22 protein-coding genes and 1 tRNA gene are annotated in these 26,214 nt (G+C 69.0%); 10 read left to right on the top strand and 13 right to left on the bottom strand.

Features of this window, described 5'->3' with window-relative positions; genetic code table 11:
* Positions 1-62 precede the first annotated feature (62 nt).
* From LC490_RS06435 to LC490_RS06405, 7 genes are all read left to right on the top strand, one after another.
* Complete coding sequence (locus tag LC490_RS06435) at positions 63-3,626, top strand: lamin tail domain-containing protein (RefSeq protein WP_223619657.1); 3,564 nt, start codon at positions 63-65, stop codon at positions 3,624-3,626.
* Between the two features lie 709 nt (positions 3,627-4,335).
* Positions 4,336-5,409: a pyruvate dehydrogenase (acetyl-transferring) E1 component subunit alpha gene (pdhA, locus tag LC490_RS06430; protein ID WP_031372707.1), complete on the top strand. Its 1,074-nt coding sequence runs from the start codon at positions 4,336-4,338 to the stop codon at positions 5,407-5,409.
* Complete coding sequence (locus LC490_RS06425; RefSeq protein WP_051885130.1) at positions 5,406-6,437, top strand: alpha-ketoacid dehydrogenase subunit beta; 1,032 nt, start codon at positions 5,406-5,408, stop codon at positions 6,435-6,437. The genes pdhA and LC490_RS06425 overlap by 4 nt, the downstream gene beginning before the upstream one ends.
* Positions 6,438-6,561: 124 nt before the next feature.
* Positions 6,562-7,920, top strand: a complete 1,359-nt coding sequence (locus LC490_RS06420; protein WP_031372705.1) for a dihydrolipoamide acetyltransferase family protein — start codon at positions 6,562-6,564, stop codon at positions 7,918-7,920.
* A 431-nt stretch (positions 7,921-8,351) separates the two neighbouring features.
* Positions 8,352-9,158 carry a M23 family metallopeptidase gene (locus LC490_RS06415; protein ID WP_031372704.1) on the top strand — a complete coding sequence of 269 codons (807 nt, stop codon included), beginning with the start codon at positions 8,352-8,354 and terminating at the stop codon, positions 9,156-9,158.
* A gap of 78 nt (positions 9,159-9,236) precedes the next feature.
* The gene (locus tag LC490_RS06410) at positions 9,237-10,202 is read left to right on the top strand and encodes a hypothetical protein (protein WP_223619656.1); all 966 of its coding nucleotides are present in this window, start codon (positions 9,237-9,239) and stop codon (positions 10,200-10,202) included.
* A 106-nt stretch (positions 10,203-10,308) separates the two neighbouring features.
* Positions 10,309-10,692: a VOC family protein gene (locus LC490_RS06405; protein ID WP_223619655.1), complete on the top strand. Its 384-nt coding sequence runs from the start codon at positions 10,309-10,311 to the stop codon at positions 10,690-10,692.
* A gap of 145 nt (positions 10,693-10,837) precedes the next feature.
* Here the strand turns inward: LC490_RS06405 and LC490_RS06400 are convergent, their stop codons facing one another.
* The 3 genes from LC490_RS06400 to LC490_RS06390 all read right to left on the bottom strand — a co-directional run bounded on the left by LC490_RS06400 (position 10,838) and on the right by LC490_RS06390 (position 13,592).
* Positions 10,838-11,800 (bottom strand): MBL fold metallo-hydrolase, encoded by a 963-nt coding sequence (locus LC490_RS06400; RefSeq protein ID WP_223619654.1) that lies wholly within the window; start codon positions 11,798-11,800, stop codon positions 10,838-10,840.
* A 140-nt stretch (positions 11,801-11,940) separates the two neighbouring features.
* Positions 11,941-12,264 (bottom strand): hypothetical protein, encoded by a 324-nt coding sequence (locus LC490_RS06395; RefSeq protein ID WP_031372700.1) that lies wholly within the window; start codon positions 12,262-12,264, stop codon positions 11,941-11,943.
* Positions 12,261-13,592, bottom strand: coding sequence for a tryptophan--tRNA ligase (locus LC490_RS06390; protein WP_051885128.1), 1,332 nt, complete (start codon positions 13,590-13,592; stop codon positions 12,261-12,263). Before LC490_RS06390 ends, LC490_RS06395 begins: the two co-directional genes overlap by 4 nt.
* A 200-nt stretch (positions 13,593-13,792) precedes the next feature.
* Between LC490_RS06390 and LC490_RS06385 the strand changes: the two genes are divergently transcribed.
* Positions 13,793-14,647 (top strand): hypothetical protein, encoded by an 855-nt coding sequence (locus LC490_RS06385; RefSeq protein WP_223619653.1) that lies wholly within the window; start codon positions 13,793-13,795, stop codon positions 14,645-14,647.
* 133 nt (positions 14,648-14,780) lie between these two features.
* On the opposite strand, the gene LC490_RS06380 is transcribed toward LC490_RS06385, so the two are convergent.
* From LC490_RS06380 to LC490_RS06340, 9 genes are all read right to left on the bottom strand, one after another.
* The gene (locus tag LC490_RS06380) at positions 14,781-14,981 is read right to left on the bottom strand and encodes a CsbD family protein (RefSeq protein ID WP_031372697.1); all 201 of its coding nucleotides are present in this window, start codon (positions 14,979-14,981) and stop codon (positions 14,781-14,783) included.
* A gap of 341 nt (positions 14,982-15,322) precedes the next feature.
* Positions 15,323-15,472, bottom strand: coding sequence for an entericidin A/B family lipoprotein (locus LC490_RS06375; protein WP_031372696.1), 150 nt, complete (start codon positions 15,470-15,472; stop codon positions 15,323-15,325).
* A 189-nt stretch (positions 15,473-15,661) separates the two neighbouring features.
* Positions 15,662-16,585 carry an arginase gene (rocF, locus tag LC490_RS06370; RefSeq protein ID WP_223619652.1) on the bottom strand — a complete coding sequence of 308 codons (924 nt, stop codon included), beginning with the start codon at positions 16,583-16,585 and terminating at the stop codon, positions 15,662-15,664.
* A gap of 468 nt (positions 16,586-17,053) precedes the next feature.
* Positions 17,054-17,129, bottom strand: a tRNA-Thr gene (locus tag LC490_RS06365).
* 98 nt (positions 17,130-17,227) lie between these two features.
* Positions 17,228-18,088, bottom strand: a complete 861-nt coding sequence (locus tag LC490_RS06360) for an SPOR domain-containing protein (protein ID WP_031372694.1) — start codon at positions 18,086-18,088, stop codon at positions 17,228-17,230.
* Between the two features lie 22 nt (positions 18,089-18,110).
* A complete protein-coding gene (locus LC490_RS06355) occupies positions 18,111-18,887 on the bottom strand; it encodes a type III pantothenate kinase (protein ID WP_223619651.1) in 777 nt (258 codons plus the stop codon).
* On the bottom strand, positions 18,884-19,882 hold the full coding sequence (gene birA, locus LC490_RS06350; RefSeq protein ID WP_223619650.1) for a bifunctional biotin--[acetyl-CoA-carboxylase] ligase/biotin operon repressor BirA: 999 nt from the start codon (positions 19,880-19,882) through the stop codon (positions 18,884-18,886). Before birA ends, LC490_RS06355 begins: the two co-directional genes overlap by 4 nt.
* On the bottom strand, positions 19,882-20,562 hold the full coding sequence (gene plsY / locus LC490_RS06345) for a glycerol-3-phosphate 1-O-acyltransferase PlsY (protein ID WP_223619649.1): 681 nt from the start codon (positions 20,560-20,562) through the stop codon (positions 19,882-19,884). The genes birA and plsY overlap by 1 nt, the downstream gene beginning before the upstream one ends.
* A 235-nt stretch (positions 20,563-20,797) precedes the next feature.
* Entirely contained in the window at positions 20,798-22,621 is a 1,824-nt protein-coding gene (locus LC490_RS06340) for a DegV family protein (protein ID WP_223619648.1), read from the bottom strand.
* Between the two features lie 150 nt (positions 22,622-22,771).
* Between LC490_RS06340 and LC490_RS06335 the strand changes: the two genes are divergently transcribed.
* Positions 22,772-23,053 (top strand): hypothetical protein, encoded by a 282-nt coding sequence (locus tag LC490_RS06335; RefSeq protein ID WP_031372689.1) that lies wholly within the window; start codon positions 22,772-22,774, stop codon positions 23,051-23,053.
* Positions 23,054-23,072: 19 nt separating this feature from the next.
* Positions 23,073-23,819, top strand: a complete 747-nt coding sequence (locus LC490_RS06330; protein ID WP_223619647.1) for a M90 family metallopeptidase — start codon at positions 23,073-23,075, stop codon at positions 23,817-23,819.
* Between the two features lie 968 nt (positions 23,820-24,787).
* Here the strand turns inward: LC490_RS06330 and LC490_RS06325 are convergent.
* Positions 24,788-26,200: an ATP-binding protein gene (locus tag LC490_RS06325; protein ID WP_057916805.1), complete on the bottom strand. Its 1,413-nt coding sequence runs from the start codon at positions 26,198-26,200 to the stop codon at positions 24,788-24,790.
* Positions 26,201-26,214 lie beyond the last annotated feature (14 nt).

Genomic DNA, 26,214 nt, shown 5'->3' with positions numbered 1-26,214 from the left:
ATTGATGCACAATCCCCTCTGTCTGCTTCCGGGGGGATCCAGGCGTCCACATGGGGAAAAACATGGATAAGTTAGGGGGCCGCCTGTTGGCGGCGGTATTGGCCTTTGCGGCGGCCGGTTCGGCGCAGGCGCAAGTGGTCATCAGTCAGGTTTACGGCGGCGGCGGCAATTCCGGCGCCACGCTGAAAAGCGATTTCATCGAGTTGCACAACAACGGCAGTACCGCCGTCGATCTCAGCGGCTGGAGCGTGCAGTACGCCTCCAGCGCCGGCACCACCTGGCAGCGCACCGCACTCAGCGGCAGCCTCGCGCCAGGCGCTTATTACCTGGTCAAGCAGGCCGACGGCACCGGTGGCTCGGTCGATCTGCCGACGCCGGATACGGTCGGCACGATCCCGATGGCGGCCGGCGCCGGCAAGGTCGCGCTGGTCAACAACACCACCACACTGAGCGGCAGTTGCCCGCTCGGCAACGTCGACTTCGTCGGCTACGGCACCGCCGCCAATTGCGCCGAAGGCAGCCAGCCGACCGCGACGATCAGCGCCGTGCTCGCCGCGGTGCGCGCCGGCAAGGGCTGCACCGACAGCAACGTCAACGGTGCCGATTTCGATACCGCCGCACCGGCGCCGCGCAACCGCGCCAGCGTCGCGTTCTCCTGCGCCGGCGCCAACCTGCCGGTGCTCAGCATCGCCGACGTCACCCAGATCGAGTCCTCGCCGGACTTCCGTTTCACCGTGAGCCTGTCGGAAGCGGCCGGCCCGGGCGGCGTCAGCGTGTCCTACGCCACCGCCGACGGCACCGCGACCGGCGGCGACGACTACTCCTCGATCGCCGGCACGCTGACGATTCCGGAAGGCGCCAGCTCGGCGACGATCGTGATCCACGTGACCGTCGACGACGCGAACGAGAACGACGAGACCTTCTTCGTCCGCCTCAGCGCTCCGGTCGGCGCCAACCTCGGCGATGCCGAAGCGATCGGCACCATCGTCACCGATGAAGTCGAGCTGACCCCGATCCATGCGATCCAGGGCAATGGCGCGCAATCGCCGCTGCTCGGCCAGCGCGTCTACACCACCGGCATCGTCACCGGCCGCAAGAGCAACGGCTTCTTCCTGCAGACGCCGGACAGCCAGATCGATGCCGATCCGGCCACCTCCGAAGGCGTGTTCGTGTTCGTCGGCAGTGCGCCGCCGGCCATCGCCGCCGTCGGCAACGTCGTGCGCGTCAACGCCAGCGTGATCGAGTTCGTGCCCGGCGCGGACCCCGGCCAGGCGCCGCTCACCGAGCTCGGCAATGCCCCGCAGGTGGTGCTGATCTCGGTGCCGCCGGTGATCGGTCCGAGCACCTTGCCCGCCGCGATCGCGCTGAACCCGACCTTCCCGGATCCGTCCGGCGGTCTCGACCAGCTCGAACGCCTCGAAGGCATGCGCGTGACCATCCCGAGCGCGACCGTGGTCTCGCCGACCCAGGGCTCGAAGAACGAAACCAATGCCACCGGCAGCGGTAACGGCATCTTCAACGTCGTGGTCACCGGCGTGGCGCGTCCGTTCCGCGAACCCGGCATCCAGGCGCCGGACAGCGCTCCGGGCGGCGGCAGCATTCCGCCGATCCCGCGTTGGGACTTCAACCCCGAGCTGATCACCGTCGACAGCGACGCGATCGGCGGCACTGCGTTCAACCTGTCCAGCGGCACCGTGCTGACCAACCTGACCGGCCCGCTCGACTACGGCTTCCGCCGCTACACGATCCTGCGCGATCCGAATGCACTGACCACGATCACCCAGGAGCGCCAACCGACCGCGGCCCGTCTGCCGGACATGAGCGAGTTCACCGTCGCGGCCTACAACGTCGAGCGTTTCTTCGACGCCGCCAACGACCCGGCGATCGGCGAACCGGTGCTGACGCCGGACGCGTATGCCCGCCGTCTCAACAAGATCTCGCTCGGCATCGGTTACCTGCAGCGTCCGGACATCCTCGGCCTGGTCGAAGTGGAGAACATCAGCGCCGCTCAGGACATCGCCGCGCGCGTCAACGCCGATGCGGTGGCAGCCGGTCTTCCCGATCCGAAGTACGTCGCTTACCTGCTGGAAGGTAACGACATCGGCGGCATCGATGTCGGTTATCTGATCAAGACCGCCGACATCGCCGCCGGCACCGCCCGCGTCGAAGTGCTGTCGGTGACCCAGGCCGGCAAGACCGCGACCTGGACCCAGCCGGACGGCAACAGCGCCCTGCTCAACGATCGTCCGCCGCTGGTGCTCGAAGCGGTAGTCCACAACGGCGACGGACGCAGCTTCCCGATCACCGTGATCCTGGTGCACCAGCGCTCGCTGATCGACAGCGAACTCGACACCGACGCCGGCCATCGCGTGCGCATGAAGCGCCAGGCCCAGGCGGTGTTCCTCGCCAACTTCATCCAGCAGCGCCAGTTGGCCAATCCGGCCGAACGCATCGTCACCCTCGGCGACTTCAACGCGTTCGAGTTCAACGACGGCCTCGTCGATGTGATCAACACCGTCGCCGGCACGCCGACGCCGGACGATCAGACCGCGGTGCCCGGCGACGGCGCCGACCTGGTCGAGCCGAACCTGAGCAACCTCGGCGAACTGGCCACGCCGGATCAGCGTTACTCCTACACCTTCGGCGGCAATGCGCAGACCATCGACCAGGTCCTGGCCAACCAGGCCCTGATCGCCGCGGCGACCGGCCTCAAGCTGGATCACGCGCGCATCAACGCCGACTTCCCGGAGATCAACCGCAGCCTCGGCGATTCGCCGTCGCGCCTGTCCGACCACGACCCGGTCATCACCTACATCGACTTCCGCCGCCGCGCGGATCTCGCGGTGACCGCTTCGACCTCGACCGCCTCGGTGCGCGTCGGCCAGCCGGTGAACTTCAGCGTCGCGCTGAACAACGCCGGCCCCGAGCAAGCCGACTACCCCGGCATCGGCTTCGCCATCAACGCCGAACTGCCGGCCTTGAGCGTGGTCGCCCCGGCCGGCTGGAGCTGCGATGCCCCGGCCGTGGTCGACGGTTCGACCAGCGTCGCCTGTAACCGCACCAGCATGGCCAACGGCGAAACGGCGACGTTCGCGCTCTCGGCCGTCGCCAGCGAAGCGATGATCGGCAAGACCACCACCCTGGCGGTCGCGGCGCAGTCGCAGTCGCTGGACCCGGTGCCGGGCAACGACGGCGCCAGCGTCAGCATCGAAACCACCGCGCGCGCCGACCTGGCCATCGACGTCGACGGCCCGCGCGCCCTGCGTGGCGGCCAGAACGGCCAGTTCGCCGTCACCGTGCGCAACCGCGGCGGCGACGTCGCGGTGCTGCCGAGCCTGAACCTGTACGGCGATGCGCCGGCAGGCAACGTCTCGATCGCCGCACCGAGCGGCTGGACCTGCACCGTCGCCGCGCACGGCAACGGCTTCGAAGCGACCTGCAACGGCACCCGACTGGCGGCGCGTAGCGAACAGCGTTTCGACTTCGTCATCGTCGCACCGCGTCCGCGCCTGTGGGATCGCAGCCTGACCCTGCTCGGCTTCGCCGCATCGGCAGTGGAAGATCCGAATCCGTTCAACGACTTCGCCCTGCACCACGTCCAACTCGCCGGACCGTGGTGGTGGTAAGTCCGCGGGCGGCGCCACGCCGCCCGGCGTGATTCGATCGGCAACACAAAAGCGCGGCTCCGGCCGCGCTTTTTTTTTGCCCGGCGTTTGCGCTCGCGATGAACTCGGTCGGCATCGCCGGAAGCACGCAGGCCAGCGACACGCGTGCAAGGCCCGACGGCTTTGCCGGAATGGGCGTCTGCGCGAACGACCGCCGCAAGCGCGCGGCACACTCCGTACTGCGCCGTTTCGTGCGCCAACCGGCACGCAAAGTCGTGAACGCCATCGCGGCGCGCGTCTGGCCGCGGTCGATGTTGCGTTTCCGCAACCCACAGCGGCGCGCGCGACCGATGCCTCGCCGATGCGAGCGCGGCAGACACGCAAGTACGCACCCGGCAACGGAAAAACGCCGCCGGCCGCGCCTGCGGCGATGCCGATCCGAACGCCGAAACCCCCGCGCGCCGCACACGGCGAGTGCGACGCCTAGCCGGTTTCGCCTCGCAATGCATGTCGCAGCGCGCAACGGCGCTTAACAAGCGTTTCGGTATCATCCGCGCCATGACGCAGTGCCCGGCCCGCCGGGCGCCGCGGCTTTAGCCCGGCCCGGAATCCTCTCGTTCGCACGGAGAATCCGGACCCAGCCAGTCTGAAGCTGACCAGCGCGCCCGGCACTGGATCCGGGACCGGAATGATTCGGACCTCATCCCTATTCTGTGAGGACCTTCCCCCGATGACCGTCGCCGCGACGTTCGAAATCGAGTATCTCCAATACCTCGGCGCAGACGGTCGACCCGTCGCCGAGATTCCGGCCGCGTTCAAGGACGCCAACACGCTGCTGCCGTTGTTCAAGCAAATGCTGTTCGTGCGCACCTTCGACACCAAGGCCATCGCCCTGCAGCGCACCGGCAAGCTCGGCACCTACGCCGCCTGCCTGGGCCACGAAGCCACCCATGTCGGCATCGGCGCATCGATGTTGCCCGACGACGTGTTCGCACCGAGCTATCGCGAGTACGGCGCGCAGTTCATGCGCGGCGTGCAACCGCGCGAAGTGCTGATGTACTGGGGCGGCGACGAACGCGGCAACGACTTCGCCGGTCCGCGCAAGGACTTCGCCTGGTCGGTGCCGATCTCGACCCAATGCCTGCACGCCGCCGGCGCCGCGCTCGCCTTCAAGCTGCGCAAGGAAACCAATCTCGCGGTCGCCTGCTGCGGCGACGGCGGTTCGTCCAAGACCGACTTCTACGCCGCGCTGAATTCGGCCGGCGCCTACCAACTGCCGTTGATCCTGTGCGTGATCAACAACGGTTGGGCGATCTCGGTGCCGCGTTCGGCCCAGACCGGCGCCAAGACCCTGGCCCAGAAGGGCCTGGCCGGCGGCCTGCACTGCCTGCAGGTCGACGGCAACGACCTGATCGCGGTGCTCGAAGGCATGCGCCGCGCCGCCGAACTGGCGCGCAGCGGACAAGGCGGCAGCGTGATCGAGTTCATGACCTACCGCCTGCACGACCACACCACTGCCGACGACGCGCGCCGTTACCGCGACGAGGCCGAGGTCAAGGACGCGTGGACGCGCGATCCGATGCCGCGCCTGCGCACTTATCTGACCGCGCAGGGCGTGTGGAACGAAGAACTCGAAAAAGCCTGGGCCGAGGAATGCGGCAAGAAGGTCGACGTCGAGATCAACGCCTATCTGGAAACCCCGGTGCAACCGGTCGAAGCCATGTTCGATTACCTCTACGCCGACATGCCGGCGGACCTGCTCGCCCAACGCGCCGCCGTACTCGCTCTGGAGGGCCGTCGATGAACGTCGCCACCAAGACCACCGTCGATACCGCCCAGCCGGTCGCCACGCCCGCCGCGATCACCCTGATCGAAGCGATCACTCAAGCGCTCGCCTATGAGATGCGCCACGACGACAGCGTGCTGGTGCTCGGCGAAGACGTCGGCGTCAACGGCGGCGTGTTCCGCGCCACCGCCGGCCTGCAGCAGGTGTTCGGCCCGGAACGCGTGCTGGATACGCCGCTCGACGAAACCACCATCGCCGGCCTCACCGTCGGCCTGGCCGCGCAGGGCATGAAGCCGGTCGCCGAAGCCCAGTTCGACGGCTTCGTTTATCCGATGCTCGATCACATCATCTGCCACGCCGCGCGCTTCCGTCACCGCACCCGCGGCCGCCTGACCTGCCCGATGGTGCTGCGCGTGCCGTGGGGCGGCGGCATCCGCGCGCCGGAACACCACAGCGAAGCCAACGAAGCACTGTTCACCAACGTGCCGGGCCTGCGCGTGGTGCTGCCGTCGTCGCCGGCGCGCGCCTACGGTCTATTGCTCGCCGCGATCCGCGATCCGGACCCGGTGATCTTCTACGAACCCAAGCGCATCTACCGCCAGTACAAGGAAGTCGTCGCCGACGACGGCGAAGCCCTGCCGTTGGACGTGTGCTACGTGCTGCGCGACGGCACCGACATCACCCTGGTCACCTGGGGCGCGCAGGTCAAGGAAGCGCTGGAAGCGGCCGACAAGCTCGCCGGCGAAGGCATCAGCGCCGAAGTCATCGACGTCGCCACGCTCAAGCCGCTGGACTTCGCCACCATCGCCGAGTCGGTCAGCAAGACCGGCCGTTGCGTGATCGTGCACGAGGCGCCCAAGACCGCCGGCTTCGGCGCCGAGATCGCCGCGCGCCTGGCCGAGGAGTCGATGTACGACCTGCTCGCGCCGGTCGAACGCGTCACCGGCTACGACACCCACATCCCGCTGTTCCGTCTGGAGATGAAGTACCTGCCGAGCGTCGACAAGATCGTCGCTGCGGCCAAGCGCGCGATGGCCAACGGCTGACGCGCGCGCTTCGACACGACGGGCTCCCACGATCGCATCGTCCGGTCGCCGACCGGCGATGCGCAGCATGCAAGACGAAGGCCGAGTGCGGGCCTTCGTTCATCACCCTCTCAGAGAACGAGTCATGAGCGATACCAAGACCTTCCTGCTCCCCGACCTCGGCGAAGGCCTGCCCGACGCGACCATCGTCGAATGGTCGGTCAAGGTCGGCGACACCGTCCGTCTCGACGACACCCTGGTGTCGATGGAAACCGCCAAGGCCGTGGTCGAAGTGCCCTCGCCCGTGTCGGGCAAGGTACTCAAGCTCGCCGGCGCCGCCGGCGATGTGATCGTCACCGGCACCATGCTGGCCGAGTTCGAGATCGACCCGAACCTGCCGCAGCGCGCCGACGGTCAGGACACCGGCCATCACCACGGCGGCGGCCATGCGCCGGCGCCGCAGGCAGAACCCGCTCCGGCGGCGGCCAAGCCCGCCGAGGCCGCCGAGCGCGCCGACAGCGGTACCGTGGTCGGTGCGATGCAGTCCTCCGATGCGGTGCGCAGCGAGCAGGCGGTCGCGGTCGGCGGCGTCAAGGCGATGCCGGCGGTGCGCGCGTTGGCGCGCAAGCTCGGCGTCGATCTGAGCCGCGTACGCGCCACCGGCGCCGACGGCGTAGTGACCATGGACGACGTCAAGCGCGCCTCCGCCGACGGCAGCGCGCAAGCCGGCGCCGCGCCGGTGCAGCGCGCGGCCGACCGCGCACCCGCGCCCGCCGCGGCACCGGCTGCGGTCGCCGCACCGGTACGCAGTGCGCTGTCGGCCTCCGGCCGGCCGATGCGTACCCAGCCGCCGGGCGTCGCCGTCACCGGTCAGCCCGAGCAGCTCAAGGGCGTGCGCCGCAACATGGCGCGGGTGATGGCCGATGCGCACAGCAAGGTCGTGCCGACCACGCTCGCCGACGACGCCGACATCAACGCCTGGCAGCCCGGCAACGACATCACCGGCCGCCTGGTGCGCGCGATCGTCGTCGCCTGCAAGACCGTGCCCGCGCTCAACGCCTGGTTCGACGGCGACAAGCTCACCCGCACCCTGCATCCGCAGGTCGACATCGGCATCGCCGTCGACACCGACGACGGCCTGTTCGTGCCGGCGCTGCGCAATGCCGACGTGCTCGATTCGCGCGGCGTGCGCGAGGCGATCAACCGCCTGCGTGCGCAGGTCGAGGACCGCAGCATTCCGGCTTCGGAACTCAGCGGTTACACCATCTCGCTGTCGAACTTCGGCATGTTCGCCGGCCGTTACGCGACGCCGGTGGTGGTGCCGCCGACGGTGGCGATCGTCGCCGCCGGCAAGGGCCGTCACCAGATGACCCCGGTGATGGGCGGCTTCGAATCGCACAAGGTGATTCCGCTGTCGCTGACCTTCGATCACCGCGCCTGCACCGGCGGCGAAGCGGCGCGCTTCCTCAAGGCGATGATCGACGACCTCGCGCGTCCGAACTGAGTCCGAGCGAAAGACACCGCTCCCGCATCGCGCGGGAGCGGTTCGGGCCACCGCAAGCCCTGCGATCGACCGCCACGGCGCCGACCATGCGCCGTACTCGCGGATCAGGCCTCGCCTTCGCCGCGAGTGCCGCCCACGGCGATCCTGACCCGCTTCGGGTCGTATGCGCCCCATCTTGCCCCCCTACCGCGCCTCGGGGCCGCCGTCGTTGCCGCCCGCCCGCGTTCCCTCCGGGCCCTGGCCGAGACCCTCATTCCGCAACCGCGATAGCCATCACGCTCGCGGCTTCGATTGCGTTTAGGAATAAATAATTCCCTAAATCAATTAATCAGGAATCGCGCTAGCGTCGGCCCGCAATCCCGGCGCCGGGCGCCCGTTTCGGACCCCCGGCCCACCCTTCCCGTCGTCATCGACAGTCGAGAGGTTCCAGAATGAAGCGTTCCCTGCGCACGATGCTGTCGTGCATTTCAGTCGTGGCGTTCGGCCTGATCGCGCCGACCGCCAACGCCGCCCGGCCGGCCTTCCAGATGCCCTTCCCCTGCGGCCAGACCTGGTACGGCGACACCTACCCCGGCCACGGCCTGCGCTATGCGGTCGACCTCAACCACAAGCCGCGCCCGCTCAGCGACGCAGACCTCGGCTCGACCGTGGTCGCCTCCGCCGGCGGCACCGCGCACACCTACAACCCGCATCCCGGCACCGGCTACGGCCGCCTGGTGGTGATCGACCACGGCGGCGGCTGGCAGACCTACTACGCCCACCTCAACAGCATCTCGGTCGGTAACGGCGCCAGCGTGTCGCAAGGGCAGAAGATCGGCACGCTCGGCAAGACCACCCGCCCCGGCAACAGCATCTCCGCGCACCTGCACTACGAACAGCGCCTCAACGGCGACGACCAGAAGATCGTCTGGAACGGCGCGACCATCGTCTACGACCAGTACGAAGTGGCCTACAAGAGCCGCAACAGCTGCAGCGCCGGCGGCGCCACCGGCACGGTCAAGACCAGCGGCTCGCCGCTCAACGTGCGCTCCGGCCCGGGCACCGGCTACAGCATCGTCGGCTCGCTCGCCAACGGCGCCAGCGTCACCATCCGCTGCCAGAAGACCGGCGAATCGGTCAGCGGCACGTACGGCACCAGCAATCTGTGGAACAACATCGGCGCCAGCGGCAGCAACCGCTATATTCCGGATGCCTACACCTACACCGGTTCCGACGGCCGCGTCGCACCGGATTGTTGATCGGGCGATAAACGCAACGGGGCGGCGGCGAGGCCGCCGTCCCGCTGCCCCCCTTTCCGCTTCGCACCGAGGACGCCGATGACGCACGCCCACTCTCCGCCGACATGGACCGCACGGCTGGGCATGGCGCTGCTGACGTCCGCGCTGATCGGAGGCTTGGTCGGCGCGGCGATCACCCGCTGCTCGATGACGCCTGCGACGCCACAGGGCCGCGACGGCGCCACGACATCGCCCGCCCCGGGCCGCAGCGGTAAGCAGCCGCTGCACTCGGCCCTGGCCGACGCCCTGGCCAGCGACGGCCCGCGCAGCCGCGGCGCCGACGACCTCGACCGCAATATCCGCCGCGCCGGACAGGACCCGGGCTATCTGCGCGAACTGCTGCGCCGCTACAGCTTCGAGACCGATCTCGACCGGCGCGGCGCCTTGCTCGCGATCCTGCAGGGCGTGGCCAACGACGAGGTGCTGCAACTCGGACGGCAACTCGCAGGCAACCCCGACCCGGACACGCGTCGCAGCGGACTGGCCTTGCTCAAAGCATTTCCGCTCGATGTGGCCGCAGTGCGCGACACGCTGGCGCGGCAGTTGCGCGACGAACGCGACCCGGCCCTGCTGAAGGAAAGCATCGACATGCTGGCGCCCGCCGTCGTGGCCAGCGAAGACGCCGCGCCCTTGCTCGAACGCCTCGCCGCCCTGCGCGGCCATGCCGATGCCGAGGTGCGTGCCAGCGCCGTGCTGCAATCGGTGCGCTGGAACAAACGCGGCGACGACGCAGCCATCCTCGAACCCGCCCTGCTCGATCCGGACATCGCCGTGCGCCGCGCTGCCATCGCCGGCATCGAAGCTTCCGGCGCGCGTTCGGATGGGCTCAAGATCGCCTTGCTCGATATCGCCGGCGATGCCCGGGCCGAATCGGACCTGCGCCGCTCGGCCGCGTTCGCCTTGCAGAACTTCGCCCTCGATCGCGACGAGTACGCGCTGTACCGCGATGCGCTCGCCGCGCTCGCACGCGCCGACGGTGCGGGCCCGGGATTGCCGCTGCATTGAATCGCGGTGGTGCGATGCGACGCGGTATCGCATCGTAGCCGGCACTTCCCCGTCCGCGGTCGGCGCGGCAATCTGCAAGCCGGTCTACCATCCACGGAGCACTGCCATGGCCCATCGCAGCCGCTTGGCCGGATTCATCATCGATTGCGAAACCGGCGACCTCGATGCCGCCGCGAATTTCTGGAGCGGCGCGCTAGGTTTGGCCCGGGTCGAAACCTACGACGACGACGGCGCGCAATACGCCCAACTCGCCAACGGCCCCGCCGAGCTGCACATCGAAGTGCAGAAAGTCGCACACCCCTCGCGCGTGCACCTGGACATCGAAAGCGACGATCTCGACGCCGAAGCCGCGCGTCTGGAAGCGCTCGGCGCCAAGCGCATCGCCTTCGTCAAACGCTGGTGGGTGATGGAAGCGCCGACCGGCCACCGTTTCTGCATCGTGCGCATGAAGCATCCCGAACAGGGCGCGCCGCCGAACGTCTGGGACTGACGCCGGACTCGCCGCCCGCCGCGGCGAGTTCAGCTGGCATCGACTACAAGATGATCGCGGCGGCTGGATTTCGCCCGGCATAAAGCCTGATCGGCGCGATCGAACACTGGCTCGGGGCGGTCGCGTTCCGACTCGCCGAAGCGGTTCAGCCCGTCGTGTCGACCGTCGTGACCGAGCGCTCGGCCTGGCGATCGAGCCACACAGCCAGGCCCTGGGCATTGAGTTCGATGTCGACCGCGAGCCCGGCATGGATCTGCGCCTCGCTGAGCGGGCTGCCGTGGGCCAAGGCGCGCTCGGTGTACAGCGCCCTCAGCGCCTCGCTGAGGCGCGCATGACGTTCGCCGTCGGCGGCCTGCGCTTGCCCGATCCGTACCATCGCGTCGATCTGTTCGATCAACTCCGCGCCGAGCCGCTGCACGTCGCCGACGCGGCCGTAATGGGTCAGGTACACCGCTTCGGGATCGCTCGCGAGCAAGGTGCGGATCGAAGCCTTGAGCGGTTCCGGCTCGAACTGCACCGGCGAGGAAGTCGGCAGGATGAAGGGCCCGCGCACCGAATCGAATTCGCGATAGGACAGGCCGAAGGTGTCGCCGGTGAACCAACTGCGGCTGCGCTCGTCCCACACGCACAGGTGATGGCGCGCATGTCCCGGCGTGTCGACGCACAACAACGGCCGTCCGCCGAGAGGCACGATGTGGCCGTCGCGGGCGATGACCACGCGCTCGGCCGCGATCGGCACGATCTCGCCGTAGCTGCGAGCCATTTCCTCGGCGCCGTACACCGCGGTCGCACCAGCGACCAAGCGCGCCGGATCGATCATGTGCGGCGCGCCGCGCGGATGCACGACCAGGCGCGCGTTCGGCAGTTGCTGCATCAGCGCACCGGCGCCGCCGGCGTGATCGAGATGGACGTGGGTCAGGATCAACCAGTCGATATCGGCCGGCGTCAGGCCTTGCGCCGGCAAAGCGGCGAGCAGGGCCGGAATCGAATGCTGGGTGCCGCAGTCGATGAAAGCGCCGCGGCCGTTGTCGACGGCGAGATACGCGGCGTCGAAGATCGGCCGCTGGAAGCCGGTGTCGATGGTGACGATGCCCAGGGATTCGCTCATGAAGGCACTGCACTGCGCTGCGGAGTCGGCGCCCAGTCTATGCGCTGTGGGCCGCGGCAACATGCGGCTTTGGTCGCAGGAGTCGGCGCCTGCCGCCCGCTCGACGCAGGCCGTGCACCAAGACCTTCAACCGCGCCCCTTCAATCGAGGAAGTCGGTCAAACGCCTCAGCCAGCGCCAACGCACCACACCGGCGATGGTCAGCGTCGCCAGGAAGACCCCGTAGCCCAGCGAGGTCGCGAAGATCTGCGGCCACATCGCGCCATAGGCATCGCCGGCGTAACGATGCGCCCAGCGGATCGCCAACACGAAGGCGCATACCGATGCGGCCAACGACACCGCATCGAACAAGCGCCGCGCGGCATTGCGCGGCTGCCGCGGGTACAACCAGAACAGCGCGCCGAGAATCGCGAACCAGGGCAAGAACAGGATCAGCGCCAGGTTGAGTTCGACGAACCGGCTCACGACGTCGCGCTGTCCTTCGCCGCCTGCGCCTCGGCTTCGGCCTGGACGATCGCGGCCAGGGCTGCGGCCACGGCATCGCGGCGCGCGTCGTCGACGGCATCGGCGGCGGCCAACAAAGCCGCGACATCGCTCTTGCCGGCCTTGAGCGCGGCGATCAACTGCCCGGCATCCTTCGGCGAGGCGAAACCGCGGCTCTGCAGCAGCACCTCATCGCCGTCGGCGAGCTTGAAATAGAACTGCCCGTCGGCTTCGCGGTACTGCTTGAACACCGGCAGGCTCGCCTTGCTCTCGGCCTTGACCGAGGCCTTCGTCGTGGTCTGCGACAAATCGCGCAAACCCACCGCCTCGCGCAGCGCCTTCATGCGCGGGCTGACGTGCTGCGCGCGCACGCGGCGGGCGCCGTCGACCAAAATCGCTTCGATGTCTTGCGGACGCGCCATCAAGGTTTCGTACTTCGCGCGCAGCGGCGCGATTTCGCCGTCGATGCGTTCGAACAGCGCCTGCTTGGCCTCGCCCCAGCCGATGCCCTCGGCGAAGGCGCGGCGCATCGCTTGCGTTTCCTCGACGCTGGCGAAGGCCTGGTAGATCTGGAACAGGGCCGAACCTTCGGTGTCCTTGGCTTCGCCCGGCGCGCGCGAATCGGTGACGATCGAATAGATCAGCTTCTTCAAAGTCTCGCGCGGCGCGAACAAGGGAATGGTGTTGTCGTAGCTTTTGCTCATCTTGCGGCCGTCCAGGCCCGGCAAAGTCGCCACGTTGTCCTCGATCAAGGCCTCCGGCAGGACGAAGTGCTCGCCGTACAGATGATTGAAGCGCTGGCCGACGTCGCGCGCCATCTCGATGTGCTGGATCTGGTCGCGGCCGACCGGCACCTGGTTGGCGTTGAACGCCAGGATGTCGGCCGACATCAGCACCGGGTACATGAAGAGGCCGGCGGTGATCGCGGCATCGTCGTCCTCGCCTTCGGCGCGGTTCTTGTCGACCGCGGCCTTGTAGGCGTGGGCGCGATTGAGCATGCCCTTGCCGGCGACGCAGGTCAGCAACCAGGACAGTTCCGGAATCTCGACGATCTCGCTCTGGCGATAAAACCAGACCTTGGCCGGATCGAGCCCGCAGGCCAGCCACGCCGCCGCGATCTCCAGGGTCGAGCGCTGCACGCGCTCGGGCTCCTGCACCTTGATCAGCGCGTGCAGGTCGGCGAGGAAATAGAAACTCTCCACGTCCGGGGCGAGGCTGGCGGCGATCGCCGGGCGGATAGCGCCGACGTAGTTGCCGAGGTGCGGGGTGCCGGAGGTGGTGATGCCGGTCAGGATGCGGGTCTGGGTCATTGCCGATCGTGGGTGGAACGTGGCCGGTCAGTGTACCCGCTGCCCGGCGGGGCCCGCCTCGTCCGGAGGTCCCAGCCTGAGCCGCGCATGAGCCCCGCATGAGCGGCAGCTGAGCGCGGCGCGGCGCCCCCGCCGGGGCGGCGCAACCCCATTGCCGGGCCCGGTGCGTTTGCATGCACGACCACCCAGGAGACACCGCCATGTTCCGCACCCTCGCCCTGCTCGCCGGTGCCGTGTTGACCGCCACCGCCTGCACTCCGGCCTACGGCCGTCCGCTGGTCGACCTCGCGGTGATCGACCGCGACAGCGGCGACTGGCTGCCGGCCTATCCGCACCGCGGCCAGCAGTGGATCGCCGGCACGCCCGGCCACCGCTACTCGGTGCGCCTGACCAACACCAGCGGCCAACGCGTGCTGGTCGTACTCTCGGTCGACGGCGTCAATGCGGTCAGCGGCCAGACCGCCAACCCCTCGCAGGCCGGCTACGTGCTCGATGCCTGGCAATCGACCGAGATCAACGGCTGGCGCAAATCGCTCGACGATGTCGCCCAGTTCGTCTTCACCGACCTGCCCGACAGTTACGCCGCGCGCACCGGACGCCCCGACAACGTCGGCGTGATCGGCGTGGCGGTGTTCGAGGAACGTCAGATCTATCGCGAACCGCCGCGTCCGTATCCTTATCCTTATCCCTACCCGCAGCCGCCCTACGGCCGCGACCAGGGCATGGCCGAGGCCGAACGCCGCGCCTCCAACGGCGCCGCCGCGCCGGCCGCCACCGCCTCGGCAGCGGGCAAGGCGCGCGAAGCAGCCGCCGACAGCGCCGCCGCGCAGTCCATCGGCACCGGCCACAGCGCGCGCGAATGGTCGCCGGTCTCGCAGACCGACTTCGTGCGCGCGTCGCGTTCGCCGGCCCAGGTCATCCAGTTCCGCTACGACGATTACCGCAATCTGGTCTCGCGCGGCATCGTCCCGCGTTATCGTGCGCCGTATCGCGATAACGAACCGCGCGCTTTCCCTAACGGTTTCGTCGCCGATCCGCCGCCGCGCGGCTGGTGACCGCGGCAACCGGGCCCGTCGACGTAGCGCGTACAAAAAAACGGGCCGGAAAGCTCCGGCCCGTTGTTCCTCGTCGATGACGCTGCGCTGCGCTATCGATGCGCGCCGATGATCAGACGCCGTGGCGCATCGCTCAGTTCAGCGTCTTGCCGAATTCCTTCACTTCCTTTTCGGCGCGGTCGCGTTCCCAACCGTAGCGTTCCTGCAACTTGCCTGCGAGGTATTCGGAGTTGCCTTCCGCGATATCGAACACGTCGTCGGTCAGATCGCCCCACTTGGCCTGGGCCTTGCCTTTGATCTGGGTCCACTTGCCGGCAATGATGTCTTTGTTCATCGATAACACTCCTTCGTTGGGGGATTCGGATTCGGCACGACGCACGCACTTCGCAACACGTCGTTAGCTTGCCGATATCGCCGAAACAGATTCGCAGCGCAGACGTTCCGATGAGGTCACGATTGCGTTAGCCGAGGCTTGATGTCGGTGAACGGCATGAACCCTTCATTCCATTTCTGTGCGCGCGGTTGCGCTTGCACGGTTGCGCTGCACGCTTTTGCCGACATCGAGAAGACGTGGCAGCGATGAATGCGTCGGCGCCGCAGCGGATGCCAAACCCCAGACGCAGAAAAGGCCGGATCGCTCCGGCCTTTTCTTTGCATCTCGTCGGGCCCTACGGCTTATTTGCCGTCGCGGACCTCTTCGGCCTTCTGCTCGACCTTCTCACCGGCCTTCTTCACGTCCTTGCCGGCACCGGCCACGGTGTTGCAAGCAGTCAGGGTGCCCATCGAGAACAGGGCCAGCAGCAACAGGGCAGTCAAACGCTTCATAAGAACTCCTTGGTCGGTTACGGATACCAGATCGGGCCGCGCACGCAGTCGCGTCCTGACTGGCATGAGACGCGAGCGAATGTGAAGCCGGCGTGCAGCGCCGGCCCGGAATTCCATGAAACAAGGCGTCGTGCGCCTGTCCGACCGCGAAGTCGTCAGCCGCGATTCATCGCCGCGGCGACGGTCGCGTCATTCGCGCATCAGGGTCGACTTTCCGAACAGGCTCTCGACCAGGTCGACCGCGAGCTTGGCGGTGCGGTTGCGCTTGTCGAGGATCGGATTGAGTTCGACGATGTCCAGCGAAGCCAGGCGGCCGCTGTCGGCGATCATCTCCATGACCAACTGCGCTTCGCGATAGTTCGGACCGCCCGGCACCGTGGTGCCGACGCCCGGGGCGATGCTCGGATCGAGGAAGTCGACGTCGAAGCTGACGTGCAGATGGGTGTTTTCGTCGACGCCTTCGAGCGCCTCCTCCATCACCCGCTTCATGCCGATCTCGTCGATGTAGCGCATGTCGTAGACATCGAGCCCGTGCTGCTGGATCAACTGCTTCTCGCCGCGATCGACCGAGCGGATGCCGATCTGGCGGATCTCGTCGGGGCGCATCGCCGGCGAGGAACCGCCGAGATGGGTCAGGGCTTCCGGGCCGAGGCCGCACAGGCACGACACCGGCATGCCGTGGATGTTGCCCGACGGCGTGACCTGGCTGGTATTGAAGTCGGCGTGCGCATCGAGCCAGAGCACGCGCAATTGCTTGCCGGTCTCGCGGCAGTGCTGCGCGACCGCGGTGATCGAACCCAGGCCGAGGCAGTGATCGCCGCCGAGCAGGATCGGCATGCGCCCCTCGCGCAGTTCCGCGCCGACCGCATCCATCACCAGACGATTCCAGGCCACCACCTCGGGCAAGTGGCGATAGCCTTCGACCGGCTTTTGCCAGGGATTGCGCGGGCCGTCGAGGTTGCCGCGATCGACCACGTCGACGCCGCGCGCGGCGAGAGCTTCGCCGAGGCCGGCGATGCGCAGCGCTTCCGGCCCCAGGCGCGCGCCGCGATGGCCTGCACCGACGTCGGTCGGCGCACCGAGCAAGGACACCGGAGGATAAGTACGACTCATGTGAATTCCTCTTCCCTGCGCCGGCGTTGCGACGCACGAGGGATATCGATAGTGAACGCAGACGATGCCCGCGGCATCGCGCGATCGCCGCAACAGGGCCGCGCGTTGCGCTGCGGCCGCCGACGATGCCGGCATTCTAGCGCAGGGCGGATGCGGGGCTGGGGGCGGGCTGTTGAGCGGCGCTAGGGCGTTGCGCTGCAGCACGGGTGGTGCGGGTTGGGGCGAGCGCGCTCGGCCCCTGCCGCAGTTCACGATGCTCTGGGGCCGACACCGCAATCACGCCGTTCGGAAGGTAGCTGTGGGACGCAGTGCGTTGGCGTCTGCTCGCCTGCGCTGTGGCGGAGACAGGACAGCCAGGGCAGTGTTCTGACGGAAGCCGGAACGATTCGCGCCGTTGGATGGATTGGCCGGGCGGCTATCTTTTCTTGAGCTCACTTGGCCGGGCGGTTGTCTTTATTCGGATTCACGTGGTGCCGCTTGTCCGAATCGAACGGACGACCGCTCGCTTACAAGGCGAGTGCTCTACCAACTGAGCTAAAGCGGCAAGGTACGTGACGGCGCGTCGTGCGGATCGGGACCCAGGGTTCGATACGGCGACGGCAGGCGCATTCTACGCGCCCCCGCCTCCCACGGACAGCGCGCTCAGCCGAGGGTGCCGCAGGACACAGTGCGCCAACGCTGCGCACCGGCGGCGCGGCGCAAGGCATCGCCGTTCGAGGTGGTGGTGGCGGCATCGATCCAGGTCGCCGAGGCGGTCTCGCCGAGCGCTTCGACCCGCGCCGGGAAACCGGCTTCGCTGAGCGAAGAGGCACGCTTGCGCGCCGACTCCTCGCTGCGGAAGCGGCCGAGGGCGATGCCGTTGGCGTCGGCGCCACCGCCGCCCATCACGAACAGATCGCTGAAACCGGCGGCGCGAATGCGCTGCGCGGTCGCTTGCGCGGCCTCCGCGCTCGCGGCCGGCGGCAGATATACCCGCCAACCGCGCGAAGGATTCGAGGTGCCGGCCTGAGCGCGCGTCGCCAGCTTCTGCGCGAGCGGTTGCAACTTCGCCCGTGCCGCGTCGGCGGCCGCGGCATCGGCGAAGGGGCCGATGCTGAAGCACTGCGCTTTCGCCACTTCGGCCGGCGGCGGCACTGGCGTCGCGGCGGCGGTAGGCGGCGGCAGTGCGGCCGGCGGCGCGCCGCTCGCAGCATCGAGCTTCGCCGCCGCTGCCTCCGCCTTGGCCGCTTCGGTCTGATCGGCATCGGGCTGGCGCGCGCTCGTCGCCGGCAGCTTGCCGGCGCTGTCCACCAAGGCGGCGGCCGGCGCCGACGGCGCAGTCGCCCCGGCTTGCGCTACGGCCTTGGACTCGGCCAGCTTGGATTCGCCGGCCAGTTGCAGACGGGCCACGCCGAGCGGCAGTGTCTCCTCGGCCGCGGCGGCCGGGACGGGACGCGCGACCCACCAGGCGGCGACGCCGATGTTGAGCGCGATCAGCAGAACGATGAGGGCACGGACGAGCATGCGCGGATTCTATCGCCTGGGGTCAGGGGGAAGTTTCGATGCCGGCCCAGATCGCGAGTCCTTGCAGGACCAGCGTCGGGGCCAGGGTCGGCGACGGCAGAGCGGCGGCCAGCGCATCGGCGCCGCCGCCGTGCAACAGCAGACGCGGCCGCTGGCCGAGTTTCGCGGTCGCCGAGGCCAGGCTGCGTTCGATCAGGGCCAAGGCCGCGCCGTCGCAACCCGAGGCCAGGGCATCTTCGGTGTCGGCGGCGAAATCGAGCGTCTCGCCGCCGTGTTCGGGCAATTGCGGCGCGCGCGCATGCAAGGCCTCGCGCATCAGGGTCGGCGACGGCGCGATCAGGCCACCATGGTGCAGGCCATCGGCGTCGAGCAGATCGATGGTGAGCGCAGTGCCGACGCCGCAGATCAAAGCCGCGCCCTCGCCTTGCGCGTGCGCGCCGAGCAAGGCCAGGAAACGGTCGGCGCCGAGCTTGCGCGGTTCGGCATAGGCGATGCGCACCGTATCGGAGCGCGCCGCGGCGAAACCCTGCGGCGAGCGGAAACTCGCTTGGGTGCGCGCGATCGAGATCCGCCGGCAATGCACGGTCAGTGCTTCGAGCACCGCCAGGCGCAAGGCCGGATGCGCCACGCTGGCCAGATAGGCGACCTCGATCCGCTCCGCCGGCAAGGCCTCGGCGAGTGCGGCGGCGACGTCTTCCTCACGATGCGGCAGCGCCACCGCGTCGCCGGGACGGCCGTCGGCGCCGAGCGGCGCGCACTTGAGCCGGGTGTTTCCGAGATCGAATAACCAGGAGCTCAACGCGATGCTCCTTGCGCGCGCCGCACGCTGACTTCGCCGGCATGGAAACGACGTTCCTCGCCATCGTCCAGGCGCACGCGCAGGGCGCCGTCGTCGGCCAGGCCGAGGGCGATACCCTGATGCGTCGCGTCGGCACCGTGCACGCTGATCGCCTGCCCGGCCAATGCATCGAACGCGGCGTAACGGTCGAGGAACGGCGCCAACCCGGCGGCGTCGAATTCGTCCAGCGCCGGCAGCAAGCGCTCCAGCAGGGCCGCAGCGACCGTGTCGCGCGCTACGGCATGCCCGCCGGCAAGGCCGGACAGGTCGCTCCAGGGCTGGTCGATCGACGCTGCGACGGCAGCCGGCATGCGCACGTTGAGCCCGAGCCCGATCACCGCGCGCGCCGGCCCGGCGTATTCGCCGCCGCCTTCGATCAGCAGGCCACCGAGCTTGCGCAGGCCGTCGCCGTCGAGCACGACCAGGTCGTTCGGCCATTTCAGCCGCACCGCGGCATAGCCGAGGCCTTGCAGGGCCTCGGCCGCGGCGATGCCGGCGACCAGGCTCAGCCCGCCGAGGCGCGCCAGGCCCCCGCCGAACGAGCGCGACAACGAGAGATACAGATGCGCGGCCAATGGCGAGGTCCAGACCCGGCCGCGGCGCCCGCGGCCGCCGGTCTGGCGTTCGGCCAGCAACACCGCGACGCCTTGCGCCGGGGTCGGCCGGCGCAGCAGTTCGCTGTTGGTCGAATCGATGCTCCAGGCCACTTCGAGCGCGGCCAGCCGCACCCGCGTCGGCGCCGACAGGGCCGCGGCGATCGCCTCGGCATCGAGCAGATCCAGCGGCTGCGACAACGCATAACCGCGCCCGGGCTTGGCTTCGATCGCTACGCCCGCTTCGCGCAAGGCTTCGATGCGCTTCCACACCGCCGCGCGGGTCTGCCCGGCGGCGCTGGCGAGCGCGTCGCCGGTGGCGGGGCCTGCGATCAAGTGCTGCAACAGCGCGCGGTCGTCCATCAGCTCCGGCGCCAACGGTGCAGCAGACGCGCGCCGGCGAAGCGCGATTCGGTACCGGCGCGCAGACGCGCCAGATTGCCGCGGTGGGTAAACACGACCAACAGTGCGGCGGCGATCGCGAAGCATTGCCGCGGCAGGCCGGCATCGCCGAACCAGGCGAGCAGCGGCAGGCACAGCGCCGCGATCACCGTGGCCAGGCCGACATAACCGCTGGCGATCAGCACCGCCGCCCAGACCAGCAACAGCAGCGGCACCGCGAACGGCCACAGCACCATCAGCGCGCCGACCAGGGTGGCCGCGCCCTTGCCGCCGCGGAACCCGTGCCAGATCGGCCAGACATGGCCCAGCACGGCAGCGAACGCAGCGAGGTAACCGTGCGCGGTCACCGACAAGTCGTCGCCGACCGGCGCGAAGCGCAGCGCCAGCCAGGTCGCCAGCGCGCCCTTGCCGATGTCGAACACGACCACGACCGCGGCGAAACGCAGGCCCTGGGTGCGGAAGGCATTGGTGCCGCCGGCGTTGCCGCTGCCCTGTTGGCGGATATCGACGCCGCGCAGGCGCCCGAACAGCAGGCTGCCCGACAGGGAGCCGATCGCGTACGCCGCCAACAACACCACCACCGACAACGGCGCCACCGCGATGGCGGCGGACAGGGGCGGCGGGAGGGCGGCGAGCGACATGGGCGAATTATGCGCGAGCCGCTACGAGAGCCGATACGGATTCGAGCGCCGTGCCGGCGGATGCACCGTTGCGCGGCGACGGGCGCGAACATGAGCCTTCGCAGGACTGCCGGCGATCGGGCCGCAGCCGGGTCACGGCTTGCCCCCTGTACGGCGTCGGCTAGGGGTGGGTAGGAGCGGCGCGAGCCGCGACCGCGCCCTCTCGCGCTTGCCGCGTAACCGTTGGGCCGCGGCCTCAGCCCGGCGCCGGCTGCACCGACACCAGCAACGCCCCGCGCCCGGCATGGGCGCCCAATGCCGGCCCGGTCTCGACCAGCCAGGCCTGTTCCAGGTCCAGGCGGCGGCGCAGGGCTTCGAGCAGACGCTCGCCGTCGCCGAGGGCATCGCAATGGCCGACGATCGCGCGCCAGCGCTGCCCGTCCGGCAGGCGCCGCGTCAGATGGCGAGCAAAGGCCTCGGGCGCGTCCTTCTTGGCGAACAAGCCGCCGCTGACGCTCAGCCGCCCCTCCGGCTTCATCTTCGCAACCGGGGTCAGGCCGGTGTAACGCACCAGCGGCCCGGCCCAGGGCGGAATCCGCCCGCCGCGCACCGCGTGCGAGATATCCCGCGCCATCGCCCAGGTCCGGGTCAGCGGACGCAGGCGTTCGAGTTCGGCCACGATCGCCGCCAGCTCGGCGCCGTCGGCGGCCAACTCGGCCGCACGCCAGGCCAGCAAGGCCTGGCCGCCGGCGGCATTGAAACTGTCGAACACCTGCACCCGGCGCGCATCGGCACGCGCCGCGGCCTGTTCGCCCGACTGCAGGGTGCCGGAGACCGCGCGCGACAGGCCGACGTACAGAACCTCGGTGCGGTGCCCCAGCAGGAACTCGAAGGCGCGGCGGAAATCGCCCGGCGGCGGCTGGCTGGTGCGCGGCAAGTCGGCGCTGCCGGCCATGCGCCGGTAGAACTCGGCGGTGGCCAGGCCGATCTTGTCGAGATAGTCGCGGCCGTCGATCGACACCCGCACCGGCACCACGTGCAGGCCGTAGCGTTCGGCCAGGGCCTCGGGCAGATCGGCGGCGCTGTCGGTCACCACCGCCACCCGCTGCACCCGTTCGACGCTGCGTTGCTGTTGCAGCATGTCGTCGGCCTTCATGGCCTCGACCGCGCCGAACGCCGCGCAGGCATCGAACAAACGCTGCGGCGCGCCGACGTGGGCATGCACGCGCATGCGCGCCTCGCCGCCGGCCAGGACCAGCGAATCGGCGCCGACCGCTTCGAGCGCGGCCAGCAGCCGGCCGCGTTCGATGCCGCTGCCGATCACCAGGCATTCGCTGCACCAGCGCCGCTGCGGGTCGACCGCATCGTGCACCGGTGCCAGCGCTTCCCCGTGTCCGGCGCAGGCTTCGTTGGCGGCGCTGACGCCGGCATGCACGCGCAGCGCGCGCGGGCCGCCGTCGACGAATTCGGCGATGCCTTCGAGCAGATCGACGAAACCCTTGGCGCCCGCATCGACCACGCCAGCCTTCTGCAGCAGCGCCATCTGCTGCGGCGTGCGCGCCAGCGCGTTGCGGGCCTGGATCAGCGCTGCGGCGAAACCCGGGCGCGGGTCGCCGTCGCGGCTGGCTAGGGCAGCTTCGTCGAGGGCGTCGGCGAAGGCATTGATGACGCTGAGAATGGTGCCCTCGACCGGATGCGCCAGTGCGGCCCGGGCATTCACCGCGCCGTGGCGCACCGCGGCGGCGAGGGTCGCGGCGTCGAGCTCGGGCCGGCTGCGGGCGTACTCGGCCACCCCGTGCAGGAACTGGGCCAGGATCGCCCCGGAGTTACCGCGCGCGCCGTCAATGGCGTCGTCGCCGATCCGCAACAGCAGCTCGCCGATATGGCGGCTGCGCCGGCTCAGCGCCCCATTCAGCAGACTGCCCAGGGTATGCGCGAGGTTGTTGCCGGTGTCGCCGTCGGCGACCGGGAACACGTTGATCCGGTTGAGCAGATCGCGCCCGGCGATGACCCGGCGCGCCCCCGCGATCAAGGCCCGGCGCAGGGCCGGCGCGGTCAGCGGAGGATGGGCGATCGCCATGGCGGCAGTCTGCGGCAAACCGGCGCGGGCGCCTGTTGCGGCGCAGCATCGATCTTGCGCGCCCCGAGACGGCCCAGGCCGCGGGTTTCGCGCTATAGTCGGGAAATCGCTCGACGCCGGATTCCGGCCGGGCCGATCAAGGATTCCGCCATGTTACGGATCTGTCTGTGCCTGCTGTTCGCCCTCGCCAGTGCGACCTTGGCCGTCGCGGACGTCGGTGCACGCGAAGTCAACAAGCTCAGCCCGAACGATGCCTGCCCCGAAAGCAGCGCATCGCGCAAGGACACGGCGGCCCGCCCGAGCAGCCGCAGCGCCGCGCCGCCGACCGCGCGCGACACCAAGGCCAAGCCGAGCGTGCACAGCGACGCCGAAGGCAACAACCGCCTGCAGTCGCCGCGTTGGCACAACTTCCTGCCGGGCATGTTCCGCTGATCCGCTGACGGCACCGCCTTTGTTCGACCTGTTGCGCCGTCTGCGGCGCCCGCCCCTGATCGATGACGCCTTGTGGCGCGACGCCGTTGCCGCCTTGCCGTGGGCGCGCGCGCTCGACCCGCAGCGCCAGCAACGCCTGCGCGATCTGGCGGCGCGTTTCCTGCACGAAAAAACCATCAGCCCGATCGGCGAGCTCGAACTCGGCGCGCACCAGCGTTGCCTGCTCGCCGCCTTGTGCTGCCTGCCCTTGCTCGAGTTCGGCCGAGAGGGCCTGCGCGGCTGGTCGCAGTTGATCGTCTACCCCGATGCGTTCCGGGTGAACCGCAGCCACACCGATGCGGCCGGCGTGCTGCACGAATGGCAGGACGAATTGATCGGCGAGTCCTGGGAAGCCGGCCCCTTGATCCTGTCCTGGGCCGACGTGCTGGCCGACTGCGAGGAACCGCGCGCCGGCTTCTGCGTGGCCGCGCACGAGATGGCGCACAAGCTCGACCTGCTCGACGACCTGCTCGACGGCACCCCGCCCTTGCCGCGCCCGTGGCAACGCGAATGGGCGCGCGATTTCCAACAAGCCTACGACGCCTTCGTCGCCGACGTCGACGCTGGCCGCGACACCGCCATCGACCCTTACGCCGCCGAAGCGCCCGAAGAATTCTTCGCCGTCGCCACCGAGTACCACTTCAGCGACCCCGCCCTGCTGCGCGAGCAGATGCCCGCGGTGGCCGCGCATTTGGAGCGGTTCTATGGGGTGTCGCCGTTCGCTTGAGCGGGGCGGCGGGCCCCTGTAGGAGCGGCGTAAGCCGCGACTGACCGAAGCGGCGAGATACCACTTCGTAGCCGAAGCGAAGTGTCTGGCATGCGGCGATAACCACGCCGATTGTCCGGGCTTCGGGGATGACGCTTGCGTACGTCGCGTTGGTTGGTCGCGGCTTACGCCGCTCCTACAGGAGGCTGTCGAAGCCTTCGGCCGTCAGCGAAGCGAGACCGCAACAGCGCGGTCGCGACTCGCGTCGCTCCTACCCTAAGCCATCGCAGCCACACGATTACCGCTATCGTTGCTCTTGCTGTTGCTCTTGCTGTGCGCCGCACCGCGCACACGATGCAATTGAAGACCCGGAGGGCGGCGCGCAGGGATGCGCGCCGTTTTTCATCGGGACAGGGATGTCCCGTATGAAAAATCCCTGCGTCGGCATCGAACGTGCGGGCCTGTGATTCAAAACAAAGCATTTTTCTTTGGTTACCTTTCTTTTGTTGCTTTAGACAAAAGAAAGTAACCCGCCGCTTTAGTGGCGGAAGCTTTTAGCGTTTGATCTTGATCTTGATCTTGCGGGAGCGATACGCCGCGAGACCATTACAGCGCGGTCGCGGCTTATGGCCAGAGGAAAGCCCTGTAGGACGCCGCTCCTACAAAGGCCTCCTCGAGACGACGCGAGGTCGAGGCATCGCGGTCGCGGCTCGCGCCGCTCCTACCCCTGCGACGAATCACATCTTCGATCAATGACGAAGGCGTTGCGGACTCGGCACGTCCCGCAGTCGCGGCTTGTGACCGAAGGAAATCCAGTAGGACGCCGCTCCTACCCTGGCAAGCGCACGCCGCTTCGACGAATAACTATGGCCTTCGTTGCCTCGGCACGTCCGCGGTCGCGGCTTACGCCGCTCCTACAGGGGCCATCCGAAACGACACGGAGATCGAAGCACAACCAGCGCAGGTGCAATCGCGGCGCGCCCAGCGCCTCACAATCCCGGCGGCAACTTAACCTCAAACCGCGCCCCGCCCAGTTCCTCCGACGGAATCACGTCGAGCGTGCCGCGATACCCGCGCACCAGGTCCTGCACGATCGCCAGGCCAATGCCGTGGCCATGCACGCGCTCGTCGCCGCGCACGCCGCGCTGCAGGATGGAGGCGATCTTTTCCGGCGGAATGCCGGGGCCGTCGTCGTCGACGGCAAGCAACAAGCCCGGCCGGCGGTTGGCTGCGGTCTCGCCCGACTGCACCGTCAGCAGCACGCGCGAGTTCGCCCACTTGAACGCGTTCTCGAGCAGATTGCCGAGCAGTTCCTGCAGGTCGCCCGGCTCGCCATGGAACTGCACACCCTCGGCGACGTCGAACTCGCACAGGATGCCCTTGGACGAGTAGACCTTTTCCAGGCCGCGCACGATCTCTTCGGCATGCGGTTCGATCGCGATCGGCGCGGCGAACAGCGCATGGCCGCCGGACGCGGCGCGCGACAGTTGATACGAAACCAGGTCGTTCATGCGCCGCAACTGCACGTCGACGTCTTCGCGCAGGCCGGCATCGATCGCCGCGCCACCGTTCTGGTCGTCGTCCAGGCGCGCGCGCAGCACCGCCAACGGCGTCTTCAGGCTGTGCGCCAGGTCGGCCAGGGTGTTGCGCTGGCGGTCGAGGTTTTCGCGCTCGCTCTCGATGAAGGCGTTGATGCTTTCGGTCAGCGGTTCCAGCTCGCGCGGGTGGCGCTCGCTCATGCGCGAGGCCAGGCCGCGCTGCACGCGCTTGAGCTCCTCGATCACGCGCTTCAGCGGGCGCAGGCTCCATTGCATGATCAGCGCCTGCAGCAGCAGCAGGATCACGCCGGCGCCGCCGAGGTTGCGCCACAGCGACAAGCGGAACACCGCGACTTGCTGGCGCAACGCGCTGGTGTCTTCGAGGATGTAGATCGTGTACTGGAACTCGGACTTGGAGTCGCCGTCGACGCTCCAGATCAGGCCGCGCCCATAGCGATAGGCCTCGCCGGCATGGCCGTTGATCTCGGTGATCGGCAACGGGCCTTCGAAGGTCTCCTCGGCGGCCTTGAGCATGCCGCCGTCGGGCAGCACCGGCCCTTGCGCGGACATCGAGTCCCAGTGCCCGTTGGGCAGGATCACTTCCGCGTACAGGCCGCTGCCGGGCCGGTCGAAACGCGGGTCCGGCGGGTCGTAGGGCGGGATGATTTCGCCGCCGCGGCCGAAATCGGTGTCGGCGGCATAGGCCAGCGCATAACTGGTCAGGCGCTGGCGCATGTTGCTCTCGGCCGTTTCCAGGAACGCGCGGTCGAGCGCGTAGCCGGCCAGGGCCAGGAAAGCGAGCAGGCCGAGGCTGGCGGCCAGCAATTGGCGCGCGCGCAGCGAGCGGGGCTGACCCCAGCTCATGGCGTCGGACGGGC

Source organism: Lysobacter sp. ESA13C, from assembly GCF_019970005.1.
GTDB lineage: Bacteria > Pseudomonadota > Gammaproteobacteria > Xanthomonadales > Xanthomonadaceae > Lysobacter > Lysobacter antibioticus_B.
This window is presented reverse-complemented; position numbering and strand designations above follow the sequence as displayed.

What these genes read in the sequence shown, in the direction of transcription:
- LC490_RS06435 (WP_223619657.1), top strand. Translation starts at nt 63, where the DNA reads ATGGATAAGTTAGGGGGCCGCCTGTTGGCGGCGGTATTGGCCTTTGCG.
- pdhA (WP_031372707.1), top strand. Translation starts at nt 4,336, where the DNA reads ATGACCGTCGCCGCGACGTTCGAAATCGAGTATCTCCAATACCTCGGC.
- LC490_RS06425 (WP_051885130.1), top strand. Translation starts at nt 5,406, where the DNA reads ATGAACGTCGCCACCAAGACCACCGTCGATACCGCCCAGCCGGTCGCC.
- LC490_RS06420 (WP_031372705.1), top strand. Translation starts at nt 6,562, where the DNA reads ATGAGCGATACCAAGACCTTCCTGCTCCCCGACCTCGGCGAAGGCCTG.
- LC490_RS06415 (WP_031372704.1), top strand. Translation starts at nt 8,352, where the DNA reads ATGAAGCGTTCCCTGCGCACGATGCTGTCGTGCATTTCAGTCGTGGCG.
- LC490_RS06410 (WP_223619656.1), top strand. Translation starts at nt 9,237, where the DNA reads ATGACGCACGCCCACTCTCCGCCGACATGGACCGCACGGCTGGGCATG.
- LC490_RS06405 (WP_223619655.1), top strand. Translation starts at nt 10,309, where the DNA reads ATGGCCCATCGCAGCCGCTTGGCCGGATTCATCATCGATTGCGAAACC.
- LC490_RS06400 (WP_223619654.1), bottom strand. Translation starts at nt 11,800, where the DNA reads ATGAGCGAATCCCTGGGCATCGTCACCATCGACACCGGCTTCCAGCGG.
- LC490_RS06390 (WP_051885128.1), bottom strand. Translation starts at nt 13,592, where the DNA reads ATGACCCAGACCCGCATCCTGACCGGCATCACCACCTCCGGCACCCCG.
- LC490_RS06385 (WP_223619653.1), top strand. Translation starts at nt 13,793, where the DNA reads ATGTTCCGCACCCTCGCCCTGCTCGCCGGTGCCGTGTTGACCGCCACC.
- LC490_RS06380 (WP_031372697.1), bottom strand. Translation starts at nt 14,981, where the DNA reads ATGAACAAAGACATCATTGCCGGCAAGTGGACCCAGATCAAAGGCAAG.
- LC490_RS06375 (WP_031372696.1), bottom strand. Translation starts at nt 15,472, where the DNA reads ATGAAGCGTTTGACTGCCCTGTTGCTGCTGGCCCTGTTCTCGATGGGC.
- rocF (WP_223619652.1), bottom strand. Translation starts at nt 16,585, where the DNA reads ATGAGTCGTACTTATCCTCCGGTGTCCTTGCTCGGTGCGCCGACCGAC.
- LC490_RS06360 (WP_031372694.1), bottom strand. Translation starts at nt 18,088, where the DNA reads ATGCTCGTCCGTGCCCTCATCGTTCTGCTGATCGCGCTCAACATCGGC.
- birA (WP_223619650.1), bottom strand. Translation starts at nt 19,882, where the DNA reads ATGGACGACCGCGCGCTGTTGCAGCACTTGATCGCAGGCCCCGCCACC.
- plsY (WP_223619649.1), bottom strand. Translation starts at nt 20,562, where the DNA reads ATGTCGCTCGCCGCCCTCCCGCCGCCCCTGTCCGCCGCCATCGCGGTG.
- LC490_RS06340 (WP_223619648.1), bottom strand. Translation starts at nt 22,621, where the DNA reads ATGGCGATCGCCCATCCTCCGCTGACCGCGCCGGCCCTGCGCCGGGCC.
- LC490_RS06335 (WP_031372689.1), top strand. Translation starts at nt 22,772, where the DNA reads ATGTTACGGATCTGTCTGTGCCTGCTGTTCGCCCTCGCCAGTGCGACC.
- LC490_RS06325 (WP_057916805.1), bottom strand. Translation starts at nt 26,200, where the DNA reads ATGAGCTGGGGTCAGCCCCGCTCGCTGCGCGCGCGCCAATTGCTGGCC.